This window comes from Actinoplanes xinjiangensis (genome assembly GCF_003148685.1).
GTDB lineage: Bacteria > Actinomycetota > Actinomycetes > Mycobacteriales > Micromonosporaceae > Actinoplanes > Actinoplanes xinjiangensis.
Genome location: NZ_QGGR01000024.1, coordinates 34,082 through 58,940 on the forward strand (window position 1 = coordinate 34,082; position 24,859 = coordinate 58,940).

The 24,859-nt window shown below is 68.5% G+C and carries 24 protein-coding genes; 20 read left to right on the plus strand and 4 right to left on the minus strand.

What is annotated here, in order from left to right:
• Nucleotides 1-5 precede the first annotated feature (5 nt).
• Genes BC793_RS36965 through BC793_RS36995 form a run of 7 tightly spaced genes read left to right on the plus strand, consistent with a single transcriptional unit; the run spans nt 6 to nt 6,814 of the window.
• Nucleotides 6-830, plus strand: a complete 825-nt coding sequence (locus tag BC793_RS36965; RefSeq protein ID WP_109601134.1) for a 2-amino-3,7-dideoxy-D-threo-hept-6-ulosonate synthase — start codon at nt 6-8, stop codon at nt 828-830.
• 17 nt (nt 831-847) lie between these two features.
• Entirely contained in the window at nt 848-1,948 is a 1,101-nt protein-coding gene (locus BC793_RS36970; protein ID WP_109601135.1) for a 3-dehydroquinate synthase II, read from the plus strand.
• Between the two features lie 11 nt (nt 1,949-1,959).
• On the plus strand, nt 1,960-2,721 hold the full coding sequence (locus BC793_RS36975; protein WP_109601285.1) for an amidohydrolase family protein: 762 nt from the start codon (nt 1,960-1,962) through the stop codon (nt 2,719-2,721).
• Entirely contained in the window at nt 2,718-4,034 is a 1,317-nt protein-coding gene (locus BC793_RS36980) for a phenylacetate--CoA ligase family protein (protein ID WP_109601137.1), read from the plus strand. Before BC793_RS36975 ends, BC793_RS36980 begins: the two co-directional genes overlap by 4 nt.
• A 40-nt stretch (nt 4,035-4,074) precedes the next feature.
• Complete coding sequence (locus BC793_RS36985; RefSeq protein WP_109601139.1) at nt 4,075-5,277, plus strand: FAD-dependent monooxygenase; 1,203 nt, start codon at nt 4,075-4,077, stop codon at nt 5,275-5,277.
• Nucleotides 5,278-5,309: 32 nt separating this feature from the next.
• Nucleotides 5,310-6,095 carry a 2,3-dihydro-2,3-dihydroxybenzoate dehydrogenase gene (locus BC793_RS36990; RefSeq protein ID WP_109601141.1) on the plus strand — a complete coding sequence of 262 codons (786 nt, stop codon included), beginning with the start codon at nt 5,310-5,312 and terminating at the stop codon, nt 6,093-6,095.
• A 44-nt stretch (nt 6,096-6,139) separates the two neighbouring features.
• Nucleotides 6,140-6,814, plus strand: coding sequence for an isochorismatase family protein (locus BC793_RS36995; protein WP_109601143.1), 675 nt, complete (start codon nt 6,140-6,142; stop codon nt 6,812-6,814).
• Here the strand turns inward: BC793_RS36995 and BC793_RS50790 are convergent.
• Together BC793_RS50790 and BC793_RS37005 are read right to left on the minus strand one after the other, a co-directional pair.
• Nucleotides 6,775-7,935, minus strand: a complete 1,161-nt coding sequence (locus BC793_RS50790; RefSeq protein ID WP_203896504.1) for a helix-turn-helix transcriptional regulator — start codon at nt 7,933-7,935, stop codon at nt 6,775-6,777. The two genes, BC793_RS36995 and BC793_RS50790, sit on opposite strands and share 40 nt — an antisense overlap.
• A gap of 44 nt (nt 7,936-7,979) precedes the next feature.
• A complete protein-coding gene (locus BC793_RS37005; RefSeq protein ID WP_109601145.1) occupies nt 7,980-9,401 on the minus strand; it encodes an MFS transporter in 1,422 nt (473 codons plus the stop codon).
• A gap of 255 nt (nt 9,402-9,656) precedes the next feature.
• Between BC793_RS37005 and BC793_RS37010 the strand changes: the two genes are divergently transcribed.
• On the plus strand, nt 9,657-10,358 hold the full coding sequence (locus BC793_RS37010; RefSeq protein ID WP_109601289.1) for an SDR family NAD(P)-dependent oxidoreductase: 702 nt from the start codon (nt 9,657-9,659) through the stop codon (nt 10,356-10,358).
• On the opposite strand, the gene BC793_RS37015 is transcribed toward BC793_RS37010, so the two are convergent.
• Entirely contained in the window at nt 10,351-11,106 is a 756-nt protein-coding gene (locus BC793_RS37015) for a DUF6081 family protein (protein WP_109601147.1), read from the minus strand. The two genes, BC793_RS37010 and BC793_RS37015, sit on opposite strands and share 8 nt — an antisense overlap.
• A 197-nt stretch (nt 11,107-11,303) precedes the next feature.
• Between BC793_RS37015 and BC793_RS37020 the strand changes: the two genes are divergently transcribed.
• The 5 genes from BC793_RS37020 to BC793_RS37040 are packed head-to-tail and all read left to right on the plus strand — an operon-like array spanning nt 11,304 to nt 17,580.
• Entirely contained in the window at nt 11,304-11,639 is a 336-nt protein-coding gene (locus tag BC793_RS37020; protein WP_109601149.1) for a DUF485 domain-containing protein, read from the plus strand.
• Nucleotides 11,636-13,282 (plus strand): solute symporter family protein, encoded by a 1,647-nt coding sequence (locus BC793_RS37025; RefSeq protein WP_109601151.1) that lies wholly within the window; start codon nt 11,636-11,638, stop codon nt 13,280-13,282. Before BC793_RS37020 ends, BC793_RS37025 begins: the two co-directional genes overlap by 4 nt.
• Before the next feature lie 59 nt (nt 13,283-13,341).
• Nucleotides 13,342-14,997: an FAD-dependent monooxygenase gene (locus BC793_RS37030; protein ID WP_109601153.1), complete on the plus strand. Its 1,656-nt coding sequence runs from the start codon at nt 13,342-13,344 to the stop codon at nt 14,995-14,997.
• Entirely contained in the window at nt 14,994-16,061 is a 1,068-nt protein-coding gene (locus tag BC793_RS37035; RefSeq protein ID WP_239170490.1) for a class I SAM-dependent methyltransferase, read from the plus strand. The genes BC793_RS37030 and BC793_RS37035 overlap by 4 nt, the downstream gene beginning before the upstream one ends.
• 31 nt (nt 16,062-16,092) lie before the next feature.
• Nucleotides 16,093-17,580 carry a vanadium-dependent haloperoxidase gene (locus tag BC793_RS37040; protein ID WP_203896503.1) on the plus strand — a complete coding sequence of 496 codons (1,488 nt, stop codon included), beginning with the start codon at nt 16,093-16,095 and terminating at the stop codon, nt 17,578-17,580.
• Nucleotides 17,581-17,651: 71 nt separating this feature from the next.
• On the opposite strand, the gene BC793_RS37045 is transcribed toward BC793_RS37040, so the two are convergent.
• Nucleotides 17,652-18,062 (minus strand): DoxX family protein, encoded by a 411-nt coding sequence (locus BC793_RS37045; protein WP_109601155.1) that lies wholly within the window; start codon nt 18,060-18,062, stop codon nt 17,652-17,654.
• Nucleotides 18,063-18,307: 245 nt separating this feature from the next.
• On the opposite strand from BC793_RS37045, the gene BC793_RS37050 reads away from it, so the two are divergent.
• The 7 genes from BC793_RS37050 (at nt 18,308) to BC793_RS37080 (ending at nt 24,772) form a co-directional block, all read left to right on the plus strand.
• Nucleotides 18,308-19,642, plus strand: a complete 1,335-nt coding sequence (locus tag BC793_RS37050; protein ID WP_109601157.1) for a metallophosphoesterase — start codon at nt 18,308-18,310, stop codon at nt 19,640-19,642.
• 18 nt (nt 19,643-19,660) lie between these two features.
• A complete protein-coding gene (locus tag BC793_RS37055; protein ID WP_109601159.1) occupies nt 19,661-20,287 on the plus strand; it encodes a phosphatidylserine decarboxylase in 627 nt (208 codons plus the stop codon).
• Between the two features lie 24 nt (nt 20,288-20,311).
• Nucleotides 20,312-20,692 carry a DUF485 domain-containing protein gene (locus BC793_RS37060; RefSeq protein ID WP_109601161.1) on the plus strand — a complete coding sequence of 127 codons (381 nt, stop codon included), beginning with the start codon at nt 20,312-20,314 and terminating at the stop codon, nt 20,690-20,692.
• 34 nt (nt 20,693-20,726) lie between these two features.
• Nucleotides 20,727-22,334 (plus strand): solute symporter family protein, encoded by a 1,608-nt coding sequence (locus tag BC793_RS37065; protein ID WP_158319485.1) that lies wholly within the window; start codon nt 20,727-20,729, stop codon nt 22,332-22,334.
• A 539-nt stretch (nt 22,335-22,873) separates the two neighbouring features.
• Nucleotides 22,874-24,133 carry an APC family permease gene (locus BC793_RS37070; protein ID WP_275416279.1) on the plus strand — a complete coding sequence of 420 codons (1,260 nt, stop codon included), beginning with the start codon at nt 22,874-22,876 and terminating at the stop codon, nt 24,131-24,133.
• A gap of 57 nt (nt 24,134-24,190) precedes the next feature.
• Complete coding sequence (locus BC793_RS37075) at nt 24,191-24,406, plus strand: hypothetical protein (RefSeq protein WP_146246622.1); 216 nt, start codon at nt 24,191-24,193, stop codon at nt 24,404-24,406.
• A gap of 60 nt (nt 24,407-24,466) precedes the next feature.
• Entirely contained in the window at nt 24,467-24,772 is a 306-nt protein-coding gene (locus BC793_RS37080) for a hypothetical protein (RefSeq protein ID WP_146246623.1), read from the plus strand.
• Nucleotides 24,773-24,859 lie beyond the last annotated feature (87 nt).

Genomic DNA, 24,859 nt, shown 5'->3' on the forward strand with positions numbered 1-24,859 from the left:
ACATCATGGCCCTGCACAACGCCTCATTCGCCCGGCGCCTGCGCTTGCGACGCCTGTTTCGTCACGGAGACGGACGGCTGTTCGTGGTGCCCCTGGATCACTCGATCACCAACGGACCACTCGGCTGTGGTGACCTCAACGGCTTGGTGGGCCAGCTCACCGGCACCGGAGTCGACGCCGTCGTCCTGCACAAGGGCAGCCTGCGCCACATCGATCCAGGATGCTTCACCGGAATGTCGCTCATCGTGCATCTGAGTGCCAGCACCCGACATGCCGCGGATCCGAACGCCAAGTACCTCGTCGCGGGAGTCGCGGAGGCTCTACGGCTGGGCGCCGATGCCGTCAGCGTGCACGTCAACCTCGGTTCCGGCGATGAAGGCCGGCAGATCACCGACCTGGCCGCGGTGTCGGAGGAGTGCGATCGCTGGCACATGCCACTGCTGGCCATGGTGTACGCCCGCGGACCGAAGATCAGCGACTCGCGGGCGCCGGAACTGGTGGCGCACGCCGCGTCGCTGGCTGCGGACCTCGGCGCGGACATCGTCAAGACCGACTACGCCGGCACACCGGAGCGGATGGCTGAGGTGGTGCGGCACTGCCCCATTCCGGTCATCGTCGCCGGCGGACCTCGTGAGGAGCAGACCGACGCTGTCCTCTCGTACGTCTCCGACGCGTTACGCGGCGGGGCCGCCGGAGTCGCCATGGGACGCAACGTCTTCCAGGCCGATCAGCCTGGCCCGATGGCCACCATGATCGCGCGACTGCTGCACGGCCCGCTACTACCTTCCGGTCGGCGATCACTCGACGACCGGCTCTCCCTCACCAACTGACCTCGCTAGGAGACGTCATGAAGATGTGCTGGGTGGACATCCGCAACGCTGGCGCAGCCGCGGCTGCGATCGCCGAAGAAGCCGTTCATCAGCGGGTGGACGCGATCGTGGCGGCCGATCCGGCCGACCTGGAGACGCTTCCCCCGACGGTCAAGAAGATCCTGTTCCCGGCCGGGCCGCTGCCGGAGGACCTGGGCACCGCTGCCCTCGTCATCGTCGACCCCGCCCGTCACGGCGATCCCGCCGAACTCGCCATCCGGTACCCCGACGTGGAGTTCGGCCGGTTCGTCGAGATCGTGGACGCCGCCAGCCTCGAGGAGGCATGCCGGGCGGCGCGGACCGACCGATGGAGCGTCCTGTACTTCCGCGATCCCACCAAGATCCCGCTGGAGATCGTGCTGGCGGCGGCCGCCCGGGCCGACGGGTCCATCATCACGCAGGTGGCCGACGTCGAGGAGGCGCAGATCGTCTTCGGTGTGCTGGAGCACGGGTCCGACGGCGTGATGCTCGCCCCAAGGGCCGTCGGCGAGGTCACGGACCTCAAGACATCCGCGGCCGGCAGCCCGGACGATCTTTCGCTGGTCGAGCTGAGGATCACCGGGATCCGGCGCGCGGGGCTCGGCGATCGGGTATGCGTCGACACCTGCTCCCAGTTCCGTCCGGACGAAGGTATTCTCGTCGGCTCCTTCTCCCACGGCATGATCCTCTGCTGCAGCGAGACCCACCCGCTGCCGTACATGCCGACGCGGCCCTTCCGGGTCAACGCCGGAGCGCTGCACTCGTACACGCTGTCCGAGCAGGAGCGCACCAGGTACCTCAGCGAACTCGACGCCGGCGGCAAGGTCCTCGCCGTGGACTCCAAGGGACAGGTCCGGGCCGTCACGGTCGGCAGGGTCAAGATCGAACGGCGGCCGATGCTCGCGATCGACGCCATCTCCGACTCCGGCGTCGTGGTCAATCTGATCGTCCAGGACGACTGGCACGTACGCGTGCTCGGGCCCGGCGGTTCGGTACTGAACGTCACGGACCTGACCACCGGCTCGACAGTCCTCGGCTACCTGCCGGTGGAACAGCGGCACGTCGGCTACCCCATCGAAGAGTTCTGCATCGAGAAGTGAACGGTGACCCGATGATCGGGCAATCCGTCTTCGATTTCCACATTCGTCTCGTGCCCCGGCCCGGGGCCCGAGAGCAGCTGCTCACCATGCTGGACGAGTGCCGGCTGGAAAGGGCGGTGGTCTGCGCGGGCGGCACCATCGACCTGGAGCGGTTGTCGCGTCAGCTGATCATCGGCGGGCATGTCGAGACCGACGCCGACAACCTCGCGGTCCTGCGTGCCTGCAAGGGCACCGACGGGCGCCTGGTGCCGTTCTACTTCGCCAACCCGCACCGCGAACCCGGCGTGTACCGGGAGGTGGCGGCCGAGTTCCGTGGTCTGGAGGTCTCGCCCGCGGTACACGGTGTCGCCCTGACCGACCCGCGGGTCGTGGCTCTGGTCGAGGTCGCCGCCGCCGTCGGTCACCCGGTGTACGTCGTGTGCCTCGACCGTCCCGGCGCCGGGGTCGCCGACCTCGTCACGCTGGCCCGCCGGTTCCCGGAAACGAGATTCGTCCTCGGGCACTGCGGCATCGGCAACATCGACCTCTACGCCCTCGAGCTCATCGAAGACGTGCCGACCGTCTTGCTGGAGACCTCCGGTGGTTACACCTGCGTGACCGAAGCGGCATTGCGCCGTCTCGGCGCTGATCGGGTGGTGTTCGGCTCGGAGTACCCGCTCCAGCATCCGACCGTCGAATTGGCGAAGTACGAGTCCCTGCGAATAGCGCCATCGCAGTGGCGGCAGGTCGCCTGGGACAACGCTCACCGACTGATAGGGGAAGGGAAGCCATGAACAGCGCGAGTTCCGGTCTGCCTCAGCTGGGTCAGTGGAACAGCCTGGACGACGTCCAGGCATTGCAGGAGAAGCAGCTGCCGCAGACCGTCTCCTGGGCGGCCCGCTCGCCGTTCTACCGCAGCCGGCTGAACGCGACCGCGCTGCCCGCGACCGTCGCGGACCTCGCCGGCCTTCCACTGACCACCAAGCAGGACCTGCGCGACAACTACCCCTTCGGCATGCTCGCCGTGCCCAAGGAACGCCTCGCGACGTACCACGAGTCCAGCGGGACAGCTGGCCGGCCCACGCCGTCGTACTACACCGCCGAGGACTGGACCGATCTGGCCGAGCGCTTCGCCCGCAAGTGGATCGGCATGTCCGAACGCGACATCCTCCTCGTTCGCACGCCGTATGCGCTCATGCTCAGCGGCCACCTCGCACAGGCCGCCGGCCGGCTGTGCGGTGCCACGGTCGTCCCCGGCGACAACCGGTCGCTCGCGATGCCCTACGCCCGTGTGGTCCGGGTCCTGCACGACCTGGAGGTGACGCTGACATGGGCCGTGGCGACCGAGTATCTGCTCTGGGCCGCTGCTGCCGCCGCCGTCGGGCATCGGCCTGACACCGATTTCCCCGGCCTGCGGGCGCTGTTCACCGGGGGCGAACCCCTCACCGATGCCCGGCGGCGGCGCATCAGCCGCATCTGGGGCGTGCCGGTCGTCGAGGAGTACGGCTCCACCGAGACCGGCAGCCTGGCCGGCGAATGCCCGCACGGGCGGCTGCACCTGTGGTCCGATCGGGCCTTGTTCGAGGTGTACGACCCGGCCAGCGGTACGGTTCGCGCCGACGGCGACGGGCAGCTTGTCGTCACCCCCTTGTACCGCGAGGCGATGCCTCTGCTGCGGTACAACCTCGAGGACGACGTGTCGGTGTCGTATGGCGACTGTGACTGTGGCTGGGCTTTGCCGACGGTGAAGGTGTACGGCCGTGCGGGGTTCGGGCATCAGGTCGGCGCGGCGACCGTCACCCAGCACCAGCTGGAGGAACTCGTCTATTCGCTGCCGGACTCCTTCGGCGTGCTGTTCTGGCGTGCCCGCGCCGAGCCGGTGGTCCTGCGCGTGGAGATTGAGGTGGACCACGCTCATCGGGAGGCGGCCCAGGCACAGTTGCAGTCCTCCATCCGGGCGACGTTCGGCATCGACAGCGAAGTTGTCGGGCTGCCGCCGGGAGGCCTCGTGCCGGAGACGGTGCTCACCTCGATGGCCGACGTGGTCAAGCCGCGCAGCCTGTTCGGTCCGGACGAGGACTGGAACAAGGCCCTGCTCTATTACTGACCGCCCGGCCAGCTGATGCCTGACTACTGATTGGTTCGACATGCCGCAGATGACCGTGGCCGTCGTAGGAGCCGGGATCGCCGGTCTCACGCTGGCCGCCGCACTTCGCCGGGCCGACATCGACGTTCACGTCTACGAGAGGGCACCGCAGCTGTCCGAGGTCGGCGCGGGTGTGCAGCTGGCACCTAACGCGACCCGGCTGCTGCACCGGCTGGGTCTCGGTGCTCGGCTACGCGAGATATCGGTCGCTCCGGAGGCGATCGAGATTCACCGCTGGGACGACGGTGCGTTGCTGCAGCGGACACTGCTCGGTGAGAGGTGTCGCCGCCGATTCGGGGCACCGTACTACACCGTGCACCGGGCCGACCTGCACAGCGCCCTGCTGTCGCTGGTGCCGTCCGGCCGCGTGCATCTTGCCGCCCGGTGCACCGCTGTGAGTCAGACCGCCGACGCGGCGCGGCTGCATCTGGCCGACGGTACGACGGTCGAGGCGGACCTGGTAGTGGGCGCCGACGGGATCCACTCGGTCGTCCGGGACGCGCTGGTCCCCGACCGGCCGCGGTATTCCGGGCAGACCATCTACCGCGGACTCGTGCCGGCCGAACGTGTGCCGTACCTGCTCGTGAGACCACGGGTGCGGTTGTGGTTCGGGCCTGGCCGGCACTGCGTCTGCTATCCGGTGTCATCGGGGAGGCAGGTGAGCTTCGGGGCGACCGTCGCCGCCTCGGACTGGCAGCAGGAGTCCTGGTCGGCCCGGGGCAGCGTTGACGATCTGATGCAGGCTTACACGGGCTGGCACGAGGATGTGACCCGGCTGATCGGCGCGGCAGAGGTCGTCAGCCGGTGGGCTCTGCACGACCGGGACAGCATCAGCGTGCTCGCCCACGGCCGGGTGACCCTGGTCGGCGACGCAGCGCATCCCATGCTGCCGTTCCGTGCCCAGGGCGCCAACCAGGCGATAGAGGATGCGGCCGCGCTCGCCGGCTGCCTCGCCGGCGCGGGTTCCAAGGGCATCGCCGCCGCGCTGCGCCATTACGAGCGGGTCCGGCTGCCACGCACGAGTCGGCTTCAGCAGGAGTCCCGGGACAGCGTACGAACGTTCCATCTGGCTGACGGCGCGGCACAGCAGGACCGTGACGCGGCAGGCTCCGTCACGGCCGGACCGGACCCCGACGACTGGCTGTTCGGCTATGACGCCGAACAGGCCGTCGCCGTGCGGACCACCGCTGAAACGCCTGTCTGACCGGTCACTGTTCGACGAGCGGGGGAGAACCGATGGAACTGTCCGGCATCGAGTCCAAGGTCGCGCTGATCACCGGTGCGGCACAGGGCATCGGAGCGGAGGTGGCGCACACCCTGGCGCTCGCCGGTGCCCATGTCGCGCTGGCGGACACCAACGCCGAGCGGCTGACCACCGCCGTCGCCAAGATCGAGGCCGCTGGTCTGTCGGCCAGCGGGCATCCGGTCGATGTGCGCGACAGCGACGCTGTCGAGGCCCTGGCCCAGCAGGTGGAGGCCGAGCACGGTCCGATCGACATCCTCGTCAATGCGGCCGGTGTGCTGCGTACCGGACGCGCGGTTGACCTGGCCGACCAGCACTGGAACGAAGTGTTCGCCGTCAACGCCACCGGTGTTTTCCACGTCAGCCGGGCGGTGGCCCGCCGGATGCTCTCCCGCCGGCGTGGCGCGATCGTCACCGTGGCCTCCAACGCCGGCGGGGTGCCCCGGGTGGACATGGCCGCCTACGCCGCGTCGAAGGCGGCGTCCGCGCACTTCACCCGCTGTCTGGGGCTGGAGCTCGCTCCGTCCGGCATCCGGTGCAATGTCGTGTCACCCGGCTCGACCGACACCCCGATGCTGCGTTCGATGCTCGGCGAGCTGACAGACCCGGCAATCCTGATCACCGGCTCGGCCGAGGCGTACAAGATCGCGATCCCGCTCGGCAAACTCGCACAACCCTCGGACGTTGCCGCGGCGGTGGCGTTCCTGGTGTCCGATCAGGCCGGCCACATCACGATGCACGACATGTACATCGACGGCGGCGCCGCGCTGCATGTGTGACGTCCCGGCCGCAACGATCCCCCACGGGGAACAGGAGACAATCGATGCCGCTCAACAGGATCCCGTCGTACCGCATGCCCCACGACGAAGATCTGCCGTCCGCCGAGGTGTCGTGGCGCCCGAATCCCAGCCGGGCCGTCGTGCTCGTCCACGACATGCAGCAGTATTTCCTCAGGCCGTTCGCCGCCGGGCGATCTCCACGGACGGAGCTGGTCTCCAACACCGCAGCTCTGCTCGCGGCGGCACGTGCGGCCGGGGTGCCGGTGCTGTACACCGCGCAACCAGGCAGCATGAGCCGTGAGGACCGCGGACTGCTGTTCGACTTCTGGGGTCCTGGGATGAGTGCCGACGACACCGACCGCGGCATCGTCGACGACATCGCACCGCTGCCCGGCGAGAAGATCTTGACCAAGTGGCGGTACAGCGCCTTCTACCGCAGCGACCTGGAGACCTGGATGCGCGCGGCCGACCGCGATCAGCTCATCGTCTGTGGGGTCTATGCCCATGTCGGGTGTCTGGCCACCGTCTGCGACGCGTTCCACCGTGACATCGAGCCGTTCCTGGTGGCCGACGCGATCGCCGACTTCTCGCTGGAGCACCACCTGATGGCGCTGCGTTACGCGGCCGGCCGGTGCGCGGTACCGCTGACCACGGCCTCAACGTCCCAGGCGCTGGCGCGTCAGCCGGCCACGTCCATCACGTCGTCGGCAAGCGAATAGTGCTGCAGGGCCAGCCGCGCCAGGTCCACCCTCGACCGGATCTCCAGTTTCCGGAAGATGCGGCGGAGATGGTAGTTGATCGTGTGCGGTGAGCGGAACACATGGCTGGCGATCTGCTGGTTGGTCAGACCCTGGCTGACTAGCCGGGCCACCGTGCGCTCGGTGTCGCTCAGCGCAGACCATTGCGGTAGATCGTGAGCGGTCCGGGCCGACCTGATGCCCGTCACCGGCGGTGGGGGTCCGGCCGCGGTGGTCAGCTGCGCGTCAGCGGCCACCTGGTTCAGTGCCGCCCGGCCCGGGCCCGGCAGCAACGTCAGGACGCTGCGCCAGAACACCTCCTGGCCGAAAAGAAGCTGATCGCCGTCGCAGGTGAGCAGGTCCGCCGACAGCAGTTCCTCCATCGGTGCCAGCAGGTCCGCTGCCGGCCTGCGCAGCATCGTGGCGGCGTCGGCGAGAGCGAAGCGGACACCGAGCACCGCACCCACCTGGAGCAGTTGCCGGCAGTCGACACTCAGCGCGGCCAGACAGCGGCGTACGCACTGCCGTACCCGGCTCGGCGGTGTACCGGAGATGCAGTCCGGTCCCTCCTCGTGCACGCCCCGGACAAGCTCAATGGTCAGCAGCGGATTGCCGGCGGTGGCCCGCAGCAGGTTCGGCAGGCCGATGAGGGTGCCGGCCGACTGGTCCGCAGCGAGCAGCCCGGCCGCCTGTGCCGTCAGCGGCCGCAGATCAACGTGCCCACCGGCCGGATGCTGCTGGGCGAAAAGCTGATCGGCCTGGACACCTCCGGCGCCACGCCGCCGGCTCAGCAGCCAGCCGATCGGCCGGTCACGCAGCTGCCAGGGCAGGGTCTGCAGGCTGCGCAGCAGCGCCGGATCGGCCAGGTGCAGGTCGTCCAGGACGACGAGGACGGGGCCGGGTGGCGCGCCCGGACCAGTGCCGGCCCGGGTCAGCAGCTCCGGTACCGCATCGGCGGGCCAGTCCGCGTCCACGACGGCGAGGTTCAGTCGGCGGGCGGTGGCGGCCGTTTCGCGGGCCAGCAGCGTACGACCGCTGCCCCATCCCCCCTCCACATGGAGGACGGCACCGACACCGGTCGAGACCGCGTGCAGCAGCCGCATGACCTGACGTTGCTCGGTTTCGTAGCCACGAAGACCGATGCTCATCATCTCCCCGTTCCCGGCGGTCGTCCCGCCGTCTCGCCGGAATCCGCGGGGTTCTCCGGCGCGCGGTCGGGCAGTGGCACAAGGCCGAGCCCGACGATCACCGCGGCGACGGCGAACGCGTCTCCGAATCCGTCCACGCCGAATCCGGACAGTCCCCATACCAACGTCGCCGCTGCCGGGCCCAGTGCGAAACCGCCCTGTCTGGCCAGACTCGTGGCGGCACCCGCTGTGGCCACCAGGCTGCGCGGTGCCGCGGACATCGCCGCGCTCATGTTCGGGGCGTTGAACAGGCCGATCCCGATCCCCGTCAATGCCAGCCGCCATGCGACATCGGTGGCGTGCCACGTGGGAGCAGCTGAAGCGAGTGTCAGCAGTCCGCAGATCATCGTGACCATGCCGATCATGGCGATTTTCAGGTACCCGTACCGGTCGGCGAGCAGCCCGGCGAGCGGACCGAGCGCTGCGGCGGCCAGCGGCAGAGCCAGCATCGTCAAACCGGTGACGGGCGCCGGCGTCCGGAGCACCGTCGCGAGGTAGAACGGCACCATGTAGAAGAGAAGCCCGGTCGCCGTGGCCGTGGTGGCGAGGGCGGTGAGCGGCCGGCGCATCGCGGGCAGTCGCACCAGTTCCCGCACGTGCCGGCTCACCGGCAGACGGTGCCAGACCAGCAGCAACGGCACGGCGGTAAGGCCGAGGATCAGCCAGTACGGGGTCCGGCCGCTGGCGAGCGTGAACGCCAGCATGACGACGACGGTGCCGGTGGTGAGCAGGAGCGCTTCGATGGCCGTACTGCGCCCGGACAGGCGAATGCGGCCGGCTCGCGGCACCCGGCGCACCGCTAACGCGATGAGGGCCGCGCACACCGGGACGTTGACATAGAAGATCCACGGCCAGCCCATCGAGGCGACGATCAGACCGCCTATGCCCGGTCCGCTGATCAGCCCGAGCATCCCCATCGTGTCGACGACACCCATCGCGCGGCCGCGCACCCGTGGATCCACCGAGGTGGTGATCAGAACGGGGATCAGATTCATCAGCACCGTACCGGCCATGCCTTGAACGATCCGCGCTGCTATCAGCCACCCGATCGTCGGCGCGAGACCGGCCGCGAGGCTGGCCACAGCGAATCCAGCACAGGCCCAGATCAGAGCAGCCCCGCGGTCAACCGTGTCCAGCCATCGTCCGGCGGGCAGTGCCAGTGCCAACAAGGGGAGCAGGTAGCCGAGGACGACCCACTGGACGGTCGAGGCCGGGGCGCCGAAGGTCTGCTGAATCTGCGGCAACGCCACGTGCACGATGCTCATGTCCAGCGACGCCATGAAGACGACGAGCCCCATCCCGCCGACGACCCACCAGTTTCCGGCCGGGCCGGGCCGAGCAGTGGCGTGGCGATCGAGCTGTTCCGGGCCTGCTTGAGTCATCGTGCCTCTCTCCGCGGCAGGGGGTGCTGCCGTTGTGTGCGGTATCGGCCATGTCGAGCCTCACCGGCTGCGGTCGTGCACGGCCATCGCCCATTCACGTGGTTCCCGTACTCCGGTGCCGGCATCGGTGTCGGGCCAGGTCGCCGTCCCGGGTACGGGCACAGGACACCGTGAATACGTGACGACCGCCGGGCCGTGGCGCCGGTACGGTCGGCGGACCGTGCCACCTGCGTCATCGACAACCGGGAGCAGCGAATGTCTGATCGTGTACAGGTCGTCGTCATCGGCGGCACGTCAGGGATAGGGCGGCACGTCGCGGAGTCGTTCGCGGGCCGTGGCTGTGACGTCGTCATCACCGGCCGGTCCGCCGAGCGTGCCAAGAACATCGCCGGCGAGCTCGGCGGCAACGTACGCGGCCTGGGCGTCGATCTGACTGTCCCGGATCAGGTGCCGGACGCGCTGGCCGATGTCCGCCGGGTCGACAGGCTGGTGCTCGCGGCGCTCGAACGCGACCACAACACGGTGCGCGACTATCGGCCCGCCGACGCGACGCGCATGTTGACGATGAAGCTCGTCGGGTACACGGCCGTGGTCCATGCGCTGTTGCCGGAGATGTCCGCCGACAGCTCGTGTGTGCTGCTCGGCGGCTTGGCGATGCACCGGCCGTACCCGGGTTCGACGTCGGTGACGACCGCCAACGGCGGGATCAGCGCGCTGGTGCGAACACTGGTGACCGAACTCGCCCCGATCCGGTTCAACGCTCTGCACCCCAGCCTGGTGGCCGACACACCGTATTGGAGCGGCAAGAACGAGATCTGCGAGGCGGTCAAGAAGCGGACGCCGACCGGACGGCTGGTCACGATGCAGGACTGCACCGACGCTGTCACCTTCCTGCTGGAGAACCGGTCGGTCAACGGAGTCAACCTGAGCATCGACGGGGGAGAGCTGCTCATCTGAGCTCGCCGGCCGGCTGCCCCTCCGCGGTGATCCGCCACGGCCCCCATCGGCCGGTCGCGCCCTGCCCGCGCTCGCGTTCCGCTCGGCTGTACCGGCGTAGGTCGCGTGCTGAGAACAGCGCCATCCCGACGTGGAAGCCGCTCACCCGGGCCGGCGTCCGTGCCCAGTATGCGCAATGTCCGTCGACGTGCCACTGTGCCTCCGACGTCGTGGCGTCGTAGACGATCGCGTAGTGGTGTGCCTGTCCTGGCCGGGTCGGCGTCGGCAGTACGACCCGGTGCACGAAATGGTCGTCCGGTCCGGTGACTCCGGGAATGAGCAGCCGCTCCACCACCGCGTACACGGTGTCGTTGGTGGCGGCGAAGTTCAGCACCACACCCGTTTCGAGATCGAAGACGCTCATTGCGCCGAATGCGTCGAGAAGGTCGTACGGTATCTGCCGGTAGGTTTGTACCGCCATCTCGACATCGACCCTCAGCTGTCCCCCCGCCGGTACGGCGAATCGCCGAACTGACCGGTACATCTGCTTGGCGTTGTTCTGCTTCGGATCCGTGTCATGGAAACGGCTGAACGGGTCGACCGTCACTTCCAGATAGCCGCCGCCGGCGCGTAGCCGGGTATTGCGATCCTCGTAGACGAACCGCTGTCCGTCGGCGCCCTCGGCGACCAGCGTCACCCAGCGGCTGGCATCGATGTCGTCACCGGTGAAGTCGTCGTATGTCGTTGTGGCCTGCGGCAGCACGTTCATCAGGGCCTCCTTCGAAGCGGGTCCGCCTCACCATCGCGGCCGGTCGCCGACGCTGGATATCGCACTTTCGCGTGATTCGGCCGCATCAGCGCGCCATTCACATACGGCGCTCGGAATCCCGTGAATGAGGCATGCCGGGGACGGAAGCGATGGCAGATGCTGCGGTGCATTCCGTCACGTCGAGACGAGGAGGTGTCATGGGCACGACAAGTTCGCTGTCGCAAGCCGACCGCTATGTCGCTGTACATGACAGTGCCCGGTTCCAAACCCTGCGACGACAGGCCCACACCTTCACCGCGTGGGCGAGTGTCATCTTCACCGGCTGGTGGTTTCTCATGATCCTGCTCGCCGCCTACACGCCCGGCTTCTTCCGGCAGGCGGTACCCGGCAACCTCAACGTCGGCCTGCTTCTGCTCCTGCTGACATTCGCCATGGTCATCGTCATCACCGGGTTGTACCTGCGGTACGCCCGGACCGTGCTGGACCCCGCCGCCGACGTCATCCGCGCGGACGTGGAAGGAGCGGCGCGATGAACAACGGATTCGCAGCACCGGCGATCGCGGCCGCCATCTCGATCGGGCTCGTGGCCGTGCTGCTCGGCATGGCCGTCACCGCCCGACGGACTCAGCACAGCCCGGACGACTTCTACCTCGCCGGCCGCCGGATCGGCCCCGGTCAGAACGCCCTCGCCCTGTTCGCGGGGTTCGTGCTGTTCACCACGATCTTCACTATGACCGGCCACGTCTCGCTGAACGGGCTCGACGCCATCCTGTTCTCGGCCGCGTTCGCGATGTCGTGGCTGATCGCGTTGTTCTTCTTCGCCGGACCGCTGCGCAACATACGCGGGACGACCATCGCTGATGTCTTCGCGCTGCGCGCCGACCCGCGTACCGCCCGGGTCGCGTCGATCGTGGTCACCCTGCTGCTGTTCCTCACGTACTCGATCGTCATGATGGAGGGCGGGGGCATCGTCGCCCGGATGCTCTTCGGCATCGGCTCCGAGACCGGACGTTCGATCATGGTCGCCGGGATGGGCGTGCTCGCCATCGTGATCGTGCTCGTCGGCGGCATGCTGGGAACGACCCGGGTACTGGCCACCAAGGGCGTTCTCATCATCGGCATCCTCGCGGTGCTGACCGTCATCGCGCTCGTCAAATACCGCTTCAACCTCGTCCAGCTCCTCGGTGACGCGCAGGCGAAGGCGGTGCCGCATCCGAGCGGCAGCGACCTGCTCGCCCCTGGCCGCGAGTTCAACGGCCCCGCAGGGCCGATCGTGCACATCTCCAAGCTGTTCGTCGCGTTCGTCGGCCACGCTGCACTCCCGTACATGTTCATGCGCTACTTCACCGCCACCTCCGGCCCTGACGCCCGGCGGTCGGCCGGCTGGGCCGGCATTCTGACCACCGGCTTCTACATGTGCGTCGCGTTCCTGGGCCTCGCCGCGGTGGCCCTGCTCGGCGGGCAGAACATCGGGATGGCGCCGCCCCTGCGAGACACCACGTTGCCGATCCTCGCCGATCACCTCGGCGGTCCATGGATGGCCGGCCTGCTCGGCGCGGTGGCGCTGATCATCGTGGTCGGGATGCTGGCAACGCTGCTCATGAGTGCGGTGACGTCGGTGACCCGCGACGGCAGCGCGCTGCGTCAGGTCGCGCCGGAACCCGCCGACGAACTGCGGGCGGCCCGTCGCAACACCGTCGTCATCGGCGCCGCAACGGTCCTCCTCGGCACCGTGCTGCTGCAGGTCAACGTGCACGTGCTGCTGCCGGTGACGATCAGCTTCGCCGGTGCGGCCGTGCTTCCGGCGGTGGTGTATTCACTGTTCTGGAAGCGTTTCAACACCGCCGGACTGCGGTGGTCGGTCTTCGGTGGACTGGCGGTGACGGCAATCCTGTTCCTGTTCTCCGGCCTCATGTCCGGTACACCGATCGCCATCCTGCCCAACGCCGACTTCCATCTCGTCGACTTCGACCCCGCCCTGGCGTCCGTGCCGATCGCCTTCCTCCTGGGCTACCTGGGCACGCTCAGCAGCCGCGAGCGCAATGACGCCGGCTTCGCGCAGCTCCAGGTCCGCGCCTTGACCGGGGCGGTATTGCCCGCCGTCCGTAACCCGGACGTGGCCACCGCGCCGGCGACCGGAGCCACCCGGGCGGGCCGCACGCCCAGCGCTCTCTGACCAGCCCGAGTCGTGCGTGGGGCGGCAACGCGGCCGTCCCACGCAGGGAGGAGGCAGACATGGATACGGCACCGGTTCTCATCGTGGGCGCAGGCCCGGTCGGCATGGTTGCGGCTCTGGCACTTGCACACCGTGGCGTCGCGTGCACCGTCGTCGACGAACGCTTCACCACGACCACCCATCCCAAACTCGACTACGTCAACGCCCGCAGCATGGAACTGTTGCGCCCACTCGGTCTCACCGAGGATGTGCGGGCCGCCGGTGTCGGGGCGGACAACCCCTCCACCGTCATCTGGTCCACCGGCCTGGCCGGCGAACCGATCACCGCATGGGAATTGCCGTCCGTCACTCAGGAGCGTCGACGGATCGTCGAGCACAACGACGGCACCCAGCCGGCCGAACCCGGTCAGCGCCTGTCTCAGATCGACCTGGAACCGGTCCTGCGTGCGCACTGCAGACGCCATCCCCTCGTGGACCTGCGCTGCGGCTGGCTGTTCCAGACTCTCGTCCAGGACGACGACCAGGTGACCAGCAGCCTGGTCCACGTGGTGACAGGCCAGCAGATCGAGGTCCGGTCCCGGTACGTCATCGGCTGCGACGGTGCGTCGAGCCGGGTCCGCCGAGTACTGGACATCGGCCTCGACGGCTTCGACGTACCGCAACTGCCGAACGCTCTCATGGTCCACTTCAAGAGCCGTGATCTGACCACCCTCTACCGGCACGGGGCCTTCTGGCACTACTTCGCCTTCCGGTACGTCATCATCGCCCAGGACGACGCCGAGACCTGGACCGTGCATGTCAACGGCATGGACCCGGCCGAGTTCGACCCGCCGCCCGCCGATCCGGCGCGGTTCCTGCAAGAGACGCTCCAGGCACCACTGAAGATCGACGAGATTCTGCTGACGTCGCGCTGGCGACCCGGGTTCGTGATCGCAGATCGCTACCATGCCGGTCGCGTCCTCCTCGCCGGGGACTCCGCGCACCAGATGTTCCCGACCGGCGGGTACGGCCTCAATTCCGGTATCGCGGATGCGATCGACGCCGCGTGGAAGATCGCCGCGCTCGTCGGGGGATACGGCGGCCCCGATCTGCTCGCAAGCTTCACCGAGGAACGGCGGCCCGTAGGCCTGCACAACATGCACACGTCCCGGCGGCATCTCGGCGTACATCTGGAGGCCGGCCGGCTCTTCCGCGAAGGCGCCTCATCGGCGGCGATCGCCCAGTACATCGCCGCCGAACGGGGTGAGAACGAGTATCGCGGGGTCGAGCTGGGCTACCGCTACAGCGACTCGGCGATCGTCTGCCACGACGCGGCGCCACAGCCGCCGTGGCATCCGCAGCAGTACACGCCGACGACGTGGCCCGGCGGACGCCCGCCGAGTGTGCTGCTGGACGACGGAACACCGATCTACGACCGATTCGGGCCCGTCTTCACCCTCGTCGACTTCGCCGGTGACGGCCGCGCCGACTCGTTGCTGGAGGCGGCAGCCGCACAGAAGCTGCCGGTCCGGCACACGGTGGTGACTGATCGCCGGGCACGTGAGCTGTGGGAGCGCGACCTCGTTCTGGTCCGGCCCGATCAGCATGTCGCCTGGCGCGGATCCGGCGCGCCGCGGGACCCGGAGGCTGTGGTTCGGCGCGTCCGCGGCGCGCTCGCTCCTGTGCTCACCGGCTCCGCGAGCGGGTCAACGAACAATGGGAAGGAAATTCTGTGACGACTGCACACCGCATGCTGGACCAACTCCGCGAGTACATGCTGGGACCGACGAGATTCATGAACGTGCTGAGTTGTTTCGAGCTCGGCATCATCGACGAACTGCGGCGCAATCCCGGCTCGACGGCGGTGGAGCTGGGCGCCGTGGTCGGTGCGAGGCCGGACGCCGTCGAGCAGTTGCTGCACCTGCCGGTCAAGGACGGCCTCGTCGCGTACGACGTGGAAACAGGTACCTATCTGTTGGACGGGCTTGCAGCCGTGGGGGACGAGGACCTCCATCGGGTGCTGGCCATCATGAACGCGACGAAGATGGTCGTGCTGCGGCAGAGTTTCTACCTCACCGAAAGTGTGCGGACCGCCACGACCGTCGGTCTCAAGACGCTCTACGGCCACGACGGCAACCTGTACGAGGCTCTCGAGGAGCACCGGGACCTGCGTGACGCCTGGGCCACCATGATGGACACCGTCACCGCGCACATCGATCCCTGGTTCTTCGACAACATCGACATCCCGCCGGGCTCGAAGGTGCTCGATCTGGCGGGCAACACCGGCCTCGGCGCGATCCTCGCCTACCGGCTCACCTCGGCGCCGAACGTGCACGTGACAACCTTCGATCTTCCTGAGAAGCAGGCGGAATGCCTGATGAACTTCAAGGCCGCGGACCTCGAACAGCACTGCTCGTTCATCGGCGGCGACGCCTTCCATGCGGTGCCGAAGGGATTCGACGTCGTGCTCATCAAGCACTTCGTCGACATGTTCGACAAGAACCAGGTCCTCACCGTCCTGCGCAACGCCTACCAGGCACTGAATCCGGGCGGCACGCTGCACATCCTGGGGCCGGTGTACTCGGAGAACCTCGAGGAGTCCTACGGGGCGGACTTCTTTCCGACCTACTTCCTCGGCTGCACCATGGGCCAGGGCGGACCTCAGAAGCTGTCGACCTACCGGCGGTGGCTGCAGAGTTGCGGGTTCTCCGTCACGAAGGCGATTGCCCAGGACCTGGCCGAGATGCCGGCGGATGCCCTGGTCGCCCACGGCATCCTCAGCGCGACGAAGTTTGCGTGATCCGAAAGTCCTACCCGAAGGAGCATTGTTGATGAAACCCCTGGCCACACCCTCGCGGCGGCGCATCAAACAGGGCATGGGCGTCGCCCTCGCCGCGGCACTGGTGGCGACACTGAGCCCGGCACAGCCTTCACCGGCACAGGCGGCCGCGACGTTCGACTTCGACCGCGGTAACGCGCTCATCGAGGTGATCTACCCGCACTTCCAGAAGGCTGTGCGGACGATCACGCCGGACGGCTCCGACGCAACGATCGTCGCCGACCACATCCTCATGGTCGAGGTGGCGTGGTTCGACGCGATCGCCCCGTACAACGACAAAGCGGTGGGCATCTACTCCAACCTCGGCCGCCGGCCCCGCAGTGAGGCGACGACCCGTAACCGGAACATCGCCGTCATCTACGCTGCGCACACCTCCCTCAACGCCGTCTTCCCGCAGTTCAAAGCCGACTTCCGGGAAATGATGGTGTCGGCGGGCCTGGACCCCGACAACCACTCGCAGGATCTCACCACGCCCGCCGGTATCGGTAACGCCGCCAGTTCGCGGGTTCTGGCTGCCCGCAAACACGACGGCTCGAACCGTGACGGCGATGAGGGCGGTCGCAAGTACAACCTCCAGCCGTACGCCGACTACACCGGCTACCAGCCGGTGAACACCGCCTACGAACTGCGCAACCCGTCGCGCTGGCAGCCCCGCGTGATCAACAACGAGGGTCTCGTCCGGAGCCAGCACTTCGTGACGCCGCACTACGGCCGGGTCAGGCCGATCTCCTACCGGAGCCCGGAGCAGTTCTCACTGACCCCGCCGGTCAACAGCAACCACCGGAACCGCGCCGCCTACAAGCGTCAGGCCGACGAGATCCTCACCGCGTCGGCGAACATCACCGACCGCCAGAAGATGACCGCCGAGTTCTTCAACGACAAGATCTTCAGCCTTGGGCGTTCCACCGGCACGGCTGCCTTCCAGCAGGGTAACTACGACATCGAGAAGGCCGTCCAGTTCGTCGCGACCGTCGACATCGCCATCTTCGACGTCGCCGTGGCCACCTGGCATTTCAAGCGCAAGTACGACTCGGTGCGGCCGACCACCGCGATCCGCCACCTCTACGGCGACTCGAAGATCACCGCCTGGGGCGGGCCGGGCAAGGGCACCGTGAACGACATCACCGGCAACGAATGGCGTAGTTACCTGAACACCGCCGACCACGCTGACTACCCGTCCGGCTCGGCCGCGTACTGCCTGGCGTACGCGCAGGCCGCACGGCGGTTCCTCGGTACCGACAGCCTGCCGGTCACGGTCACCTACGCCAAGGGGTCCTCGCGGATCGAGCCGGGCATCACCCCGGCCGCGGACCTCACACTGCACTGGGACAACCTCACCGACCTGGCGAACGACTGCCGGGAGAGCCGTGTGTGGGCCGGTGTGCACTTCAGGTCCGCGATCAAGAACGCTGAACAGTTCGCCCCGCAGGTCGGTGACTCGGTGCACAACCTGATTCAGCGCAAGCTCAACGGCGGCTGACCCGAACAGCTTCCACCGTCATCGCCAGGCCCTGTCGCGGCGCCGTCGTTTCGGCGCCGCGACGGTCGTGTTCACCGTCTGAGCCGGTGCAGCAGCAATCTGATATCCGCCCGCCGAGCGACGGCGACCGCGGTGGTCGCGACGCCGAGAGCAACGGTCAGCACCGCCATCGCCGGGTTCAACACCAGCAGGTTCGCGAGCGTGGCACCCACCATCACACCCACCAGCCCCAGAGCAGCCACCCCCGCCAGCCGTGGGATCAGCAACCCGACCCCACCGGCCAGTTCGACCGCACCGGTGACCCACCGCAGCCACTGGCCCCATCCGATCTGTTCGAACGTCTCCACCGCGGCCGTGGAACCGGCCAGCCGGGTGAACGCCATGAGGACGAACACGACGCCCAGGACGATCTGCACACCCCACAGCAGTACGAGCCCCGCCTGCCGCCGCCGCGGCACGGGCGTCGAGTGGTCCACCTTCATCTGGCTCTCTTTCCGTACGGGTACCGCCACGCGACCAGGGTGGTCACCGGCCGGCTTACGTATTGTCCGCCGCCCCCGCGTAGGGGAATCCCGCGTTCACGCCAGCACCGATCGGCAGCGGAGGCCATGCGCGCCGACCCCGGCGAGGATCACGCACACACGTGATGACCGGCGAAGCGGCACCTTCGAGACTTCCCATCAGGACGACGTCCGGCACGCGCGTTTCGATACCAGCAGGGGATGCGATGCGACCCAACCCGATCCTGTTCTTCGGAGTCGTCACACTGCTCGCGGTGACGATCCACCTGTACCTGTGGTGGCGCCTCGTGCACGGCACCACCCGCTCGCCCCGGTACCGCCGCCTCGGCGCCATCGCGATCGCGGCGCTAGGAGTTCTGGGCCTGGTTGGGTTCCTGGTCACCCGGACGGTCGCGGTGGACACGGAATGGCTTGCCTGGCTCGGATTCGGGTGGATGGCGCTCATGTTCTATCTCGTGCTCACCCTGCTCGGGCTGGAAATCCCACGGGCGGCGTACACGCTGTGGCTACGCCGTGGCACGCGGCTCTCCGCCGCTGCCCCGTCGCCGCAAGCGGACCTGGACCGCGGTCCTGAGACGGCGAGCAGGGCGAACAGCACGCCCGGTGGGACGGTTGCCAGAACGCCGACCGTCACACGGCCGCGGCCGACGCGCGAGGACCCCGCCGGGCGCGACGGCTCGAACACCCGATCCGGGTCCGCCGACCCCGACCGCCGGCTGTTCCTGGCCCGTGCCTGCGCCGTCGCCGCATGCGGCGTCGCGGCGGGCACAGTCGGCTACGGTGTGCGTACCGCATTCGGTGACCTGCGGACCGTCCGGGCGACCGCACCCGTCGCCGGGCTCGACCCGCGGCTGTCCGGCTTCCGCATCGCCGTGGTCAGCGACACCCATTTCGGCCCCTTCCTGCGCCAGGAACTCGCCGACCGCATCGTCACAGTCGTCAACCGCGAACAGGCCGACATGGTCGTGATCGTCGGTGACCTCGCCGACGGTTCCGTCGAAGAGGTCGGCTACGCCACCGAGCCGCTGCGCGGACTGAGGTCGCGCCAAGGCACATTCTTCGTGACCGGCAACCACGAGTACTCCTCCGGCGCTGACGCATGGGTCGACCGGGTACGGGAGCTCGGGATGCGACCGCTGCTCAACGAACGGGTGGAGATCACCGCCAACGGTGCAGCGTTCGACCTCGCGGGCGTCAACGATCTGATGGCACCCATGTACGACGCGCAGGGCCCGGATTTCGCCGCCGCTCTGGGCGGGCGGGACCCCGGACGTCCCGCGCTGCTCCTGGCCCATCAGCCGGTCCAAGTCCATGAGGCCGTGAAGTACGGGGTCGCTCTCCAGCTGTCCGGCCACACCCACGGTGGACAGACGGTTCCGTTCGACCGGCTGGTCGGCATCCAGCAGCCGGTGCTCGCGGGCCTGGCTCGCAGCGGTGACACCGCGCTCTTCGTCACCCGGGGCGCCGGCTTCTTCGGTCCGCCGATCCGGGCCGGCATTCCGCCCGAGGTGGCGATCGTGAAACTCCAGGCGCAGTCCTGAGAAGAGGAGATCGACAGCATGACGTACACCGGCCGACGACTGAAGCTGGCACGCGGATCGAGTCCGTGGCTCGGCCCCGTGCTCGCCATGACGGCCACCGCGGTGATGAGGTCGCGGCGATCACACCGATGGGCCAGGGCCGTACCACCGCTGGCGACCCTGTCGGGCCTGATGTTGTGGTTCTTCCGCGACCCGGAACGGCAACCCGCCGAGGGCCTGATCCTGTCGCCTGCTGACGGTGTCGTCCAAAGCATCGATCCTCAGCCCGACGGCCGTACCCGGGTGGCGATCTTCATGAACCCACTGAACGTCCACGTCAACCGGGCACCCTGTGCCGGAACGGTCGCCTCGGTCCGGCACATCCCAGGCGGCTACCTTCCGGCGTTCAACAAGGACAGCGACCGCAACGAACGAGTGGTGTGGCACCTGGACACCGCACTCGGCGACATCGAGGTCACCCAGATCGCCGGGACCCTGGCACGGCGCATCGTTCCCTACGCGCATGCTGGTCAGTCCGTCGACCGAGGCGAGCGCATCGGGCTGATCCGATTCGGTTCCCGGGTCGACGTGTACCTGCCCGCGGGTCTCACCCCGGCGGTGACCCTCCGTCAGCGGACCTTCGCCGCCCGGACACGGCTGAGCTGAGCCGCAGGCTCCGAAGGAGATGCGATGAGCACCGTCAGCGACGACCAGACGACCACTCCGCCACGCGATCGCGCCGTCGCCCTCGTCGCTGACGAGGCGATGACATACGTCGCGCTGAGGGCGGGGGAGGACTTCGCGCGCCTGCGCACCAGGTCGCGCCGCTACCTCGCGACAGCGGCCGTCCTGCTTCTCGGCGCTTTCGCTGTCACCGTGGCGCTCGCCGGGTGGGCGCCCGGGTTCCTCGAAGCTCAGGTGGCCGGGAACATCAACGTCGGCCTGCTCGTCGCCGCGGGGCTGATCGTCCTGCCGGCGGCCCTTTCGGTCGTCCATCTACGTTATGCGAGCCGGCGGCTGGACCCTCTGGCCGCGCGGATCCGCGAGAGCTTCGAGGGGTCACGGCGGTGACCGTCACAACGCCGCAGCAGACCCCGTACCCGGCATGATCTTCAGCCTGATCATCTTCTTCCTGGTGTCGCGTCTCGGGCGCGCCCGTGACACCTGCTCCGACTTCTACACCGCCGACCGCGCCTTCACCGCGCCGCAGAACGGATTCGCGCTCTTCGGCACGTTCATGATGATGACGTCGTTCCTGGCAGCCGGTGACCAGGTCGCCCTCAACGGATACGACGGTGTGCTCGTCATCGCGGCACTCGTCCTGTCGTGGGGCGTCGCGCTGCTCCTCGTGGCTGAGCCGCTGCGCAACACCGGCACGTACACGCTCGGCGACACACTCAGCGTACGGATGCGGCACCGCTCGGTCCGGCTGGCCGCCGCCACCGTCACGCTCGTCGTGTTCTTCTGCTTCATGACAGCCCAGCTGGTCAGCGCCGGCCGGCTCCTCGCGCAGATGCTGCACCTGCCGAGTCCGATCGGCCCGCTCCTCGTCATCATCGCGATCGGCGGTCTCACCGTCATGACCGTCTGGTACGGCGGCATGCGCGGCACGACCTGGACCCAGATCCTCAACGCGGTGCTGCTGTTCGCTGTGGTGATCGTACTTGCCGGGATCCTGCTCGCCCGTCACCGTTACGATATTTCGGAGCTGCTCGGGGCTGCCGCGGCCGCGCGCCCGGGCGACGACATTCTGGCCCCGGGTCTGCGATTCGGCGCCGATACGCACCCCCTTGACTTCGTGTCCCACCTGCTGACCACGGTCCTCGGGTATGCGGCACTGCCGTATTTGTTCATCCGTTACCTCACCGTGCCCAGCGCCGTCCACGCCCGCCGATCGGTCTCCTGGACGATCTGGCTGATCACGCCCTTCTACCTGCTCCTGATTCTGATCGGCTTCGGCGCGACGGCCCTGATCACCACCGAACAGAACCTGCCCGGGGCCGGGCAACACCGCTCCGCCGTGCCGTTGCTGGCCGCCCACCTCGGTGGCGTCCCGCTGCTCGCGTTCACCGCCTCGGTCATCTTCACCACCATGATCGCGGTGGCGGCGGGACTGACCACGAGCGCCGCGGCGAACTTCACCCGGGACATGTACCCGACCGTGGCCCGCCGAAAGCCGCTCGACGAAGCGTCCGAGGTGAAGGTGGCCCGGCGGACCGTCGTCGTCCTCTGTATCGCGCAGACCCTGTGCGCGGTACTGCTCTTGGGGCACAGCATCGAGTTTCTGTTGTCGCTCGACGTCACCCTGGTCGCTTCGTCGATGCTGCCGCCACTGCTGTTCTCGTGGTTCTGGCGGAGGTTCAACACAGCGGGCGCGCTGTGGAGCATGTACGGCGGTGCAGCGGTGACGGTCATCCTGGTCGCGGTGTCACCGACCGTTTCCGGTGGACCTTCGGCGTTGTTTCCTGACGCTGATTTCGCCTATTTCCCGTGGAGGTCGGTCGGTCTGGTGTCGATACCGGCGGGCTTCCTGCTCGGTTACATCGGCACCATCTGCAGGCCTGACCAAAACGACGTCGAATATTCTGAAATGGAGGTCCGGGCGCTCACCGGTGCGGGCGCCGCCCCGGCCCTGCCTCCGGAAGTCCGGGGCGGACCCGCATCGACGGCCCGTACGGCGCGCCTGCGCTGGGGCAGGCGTGTTCCTGAGTAGCAACGATCAGGACCGGCCGCGGAAAGGGGTGCGAATGACATCCGCGGCACGGTGCGCCGCGGCCGGCTCGCTGTGCTGCAGCGCGTCCCGGAATGCCGTTCCCGTAGAGGATGGCTCGCCGGGCGACCGGCCTGCAATTGCCTGCCCTGTTCTGAGCGTTCGAGGCCCGCGGTGCCCGAGAGTGGCTGCTTGTTACCCACGTGCAGCGGCCGATTGTGGCTGGGGTGGCGCGGAGGAGCTTGATAACTCCGGTGATGTGGCGGACCCGCACGTCATTACGGGGCGAGTTCGGTCAGCAGTTTGCCAGCGCCGCGGGTGCGCGGCCAGCCGGACGAACGGCGACGCGGTATTGCGCGGTGACCCCTACGACCATGAGGATACATCCAGACAGATTGATCGGTTCCACCGAGCACCGGTACAGCGAGGACCGGATCGTCGGTCGCTGAGGGTTCACTGCATGGCGGAGTAGGCCTGTCGGCTGCCGTATCGCCGACCGATATCGGCGGGCGTATGACTTCGGACTGATCGGGAGGTTGGTTGTGAGCGCGACATCCACGGCGGCCGGGGGCCGGCTGGCGAGGCGGCTGGGAGTGTCCGACGCCGTGGTCATCGGCCTCGGGTCGATGATCGGTGCGGGAATCTTCGCAGCTCTCGCGCCGGCGGCCGCGGCGGCCGGTTCGGGGTTGTTGCTGGGCCTGGCCGTAGCGGCGGTGGTGGCCTACTGCAACGCCACGTCCTCGGCGCGGCTGGCAGCCCGCTATCCGGCTTCGGGCGGCGCCTACGTCTATGGCAGGGAGCGGCTCGGCGCGTTCTGGGGCTACCTGGCCGGCTGGGGTTTCGTGGTGGGCAAGACCGCCTCGTGCGCGGCGATGGCGCTCACGGTCGGACTGTATGCCTGGCCGCAGCAGGCACACGCGGTGGCTGTGGCGGCGGTGGTGGCGCTGACCGCGGTCAACTACGTGGGCGTGCAGAAGTCGGCGTGGCTGGCCCGGGCGATCGTCGCGGTCGTCCTGGCGGTGCTGGCCGGTGTCGTGGTGGCCTGTCTGAGCGCGCCGTCTGCCGACCTTGGCCGGCTGTCGGTCGGCGGTGACGCCACCGTTGTCGGTGTGCTGCAGGCGGCCGGGCTGTTGTTCTTCGCCTTCGCCGGGTTCGCGCGTATCGCCACCCTCGGTGAGGAGGTCCGGGACCCGGCGCGCACCATTCCCCGGGCGGTGCCGCTGGCGTTGGGGATCACCCTGATGGTGTACACGGTCGTGGCGGTCGCGGTGCTGGCGGTGCTCGGTGACCGGCTCGCCGGGGCGGCCGCGCCGCTGGCGGATGCGGTACGCGCCGCCGGCTGGCCCGAGCTGGCCCCGGTGGTACGGGTCGGTGCGGCCGTCGCCGCGCTGGGGTCCCTGCTCGCGCTGATCCTCGGGGTGTCGCGCACCACCCTGGCGATGGCCCGGGACCGGCACCTGCCCCACGCCCTGGCTGCCGTGCATCCGCGCTTTCAGGTGCCGCACCGGGCGGAGTTGGCTGTCGGCGTGGTGGTGGCCACGGTGGCGGCCACCGCTGACGTCCGTACCGCGATCGGGTTCTCCTCCTTCGCGGTGCTGGTCTACTACGCGATCGCCAACGCCAGCGCCTGGACGTTGTCGACCGCCGAGGGCCGCCCGCCGCGGGTCGTCCCGGTCGTCGGGTTGGCCGGCTGTCTGGTTCTGGCCTTCGCCCTGCCGCTGCAGTCGGTGCTTGGCGGCGCCGCGGTGCTGGCCGTCGGTGCCGCCGCCTACGGCATCCGCCACCGGTTGACTCGGCGCTGACATCCGGCCGGGGCGGGCGGTGAACCGGTCCTCCTGGACCCTTCCAGTGAGGTATCGGTGGAACATCGTGAACTGTCGCCCGGACACGTGCCGGGCTCGCGCACGGCCGCGGATCTGCCGGCCCTGGTGGATCAGCTGGAACGCCCGTGCCGCCGCCGTGACGGAGTCCTGCGGGTCGGTTATCAGAGCCCGTGCCGCCAGGTCCTGGAGCCGCCGGTGCCGACCCAGCAGGGCGATCAATTCCGTCCGCGCGAGCTCGGCTGGTCCCGTTAGCGATGCCGCCGACACTCAAGCTCTGCGTGTACGGCACCGCGGGCTCCGGGAAAATCAACCGTGAGCCGGCTGATAGCCGAGGAACTGCACGGGCGCGGCATGACCACGGAGATCATCAAGATCGCGTTGCCGCTCTATCGGCTCCAGCAGCACCTCTACGCGAGCGCCGGCCGGCACGTCGGCCTGTGGACGCACGACAACGAGCTGCTGCGGCTGCTCGCCACCCAGCTGCGGCGGATCAACCCGGACTTCCTCGCCGACGACTTCCTCACCCGGATGCGCGCCAGCCGCGCCGATGACCGGCTTCACCGGGGCGGGCCATACGTCGTCCAGACCTGCCATCCCGCCTGTCACAAGGTCCACTGATACGAGATCAGGAGTCCAAGCAGTACGATCGACGTCGGGATGGTGCAGGCATCGATTCCGCGCCAGAACCAGCTACTACCAACGCAG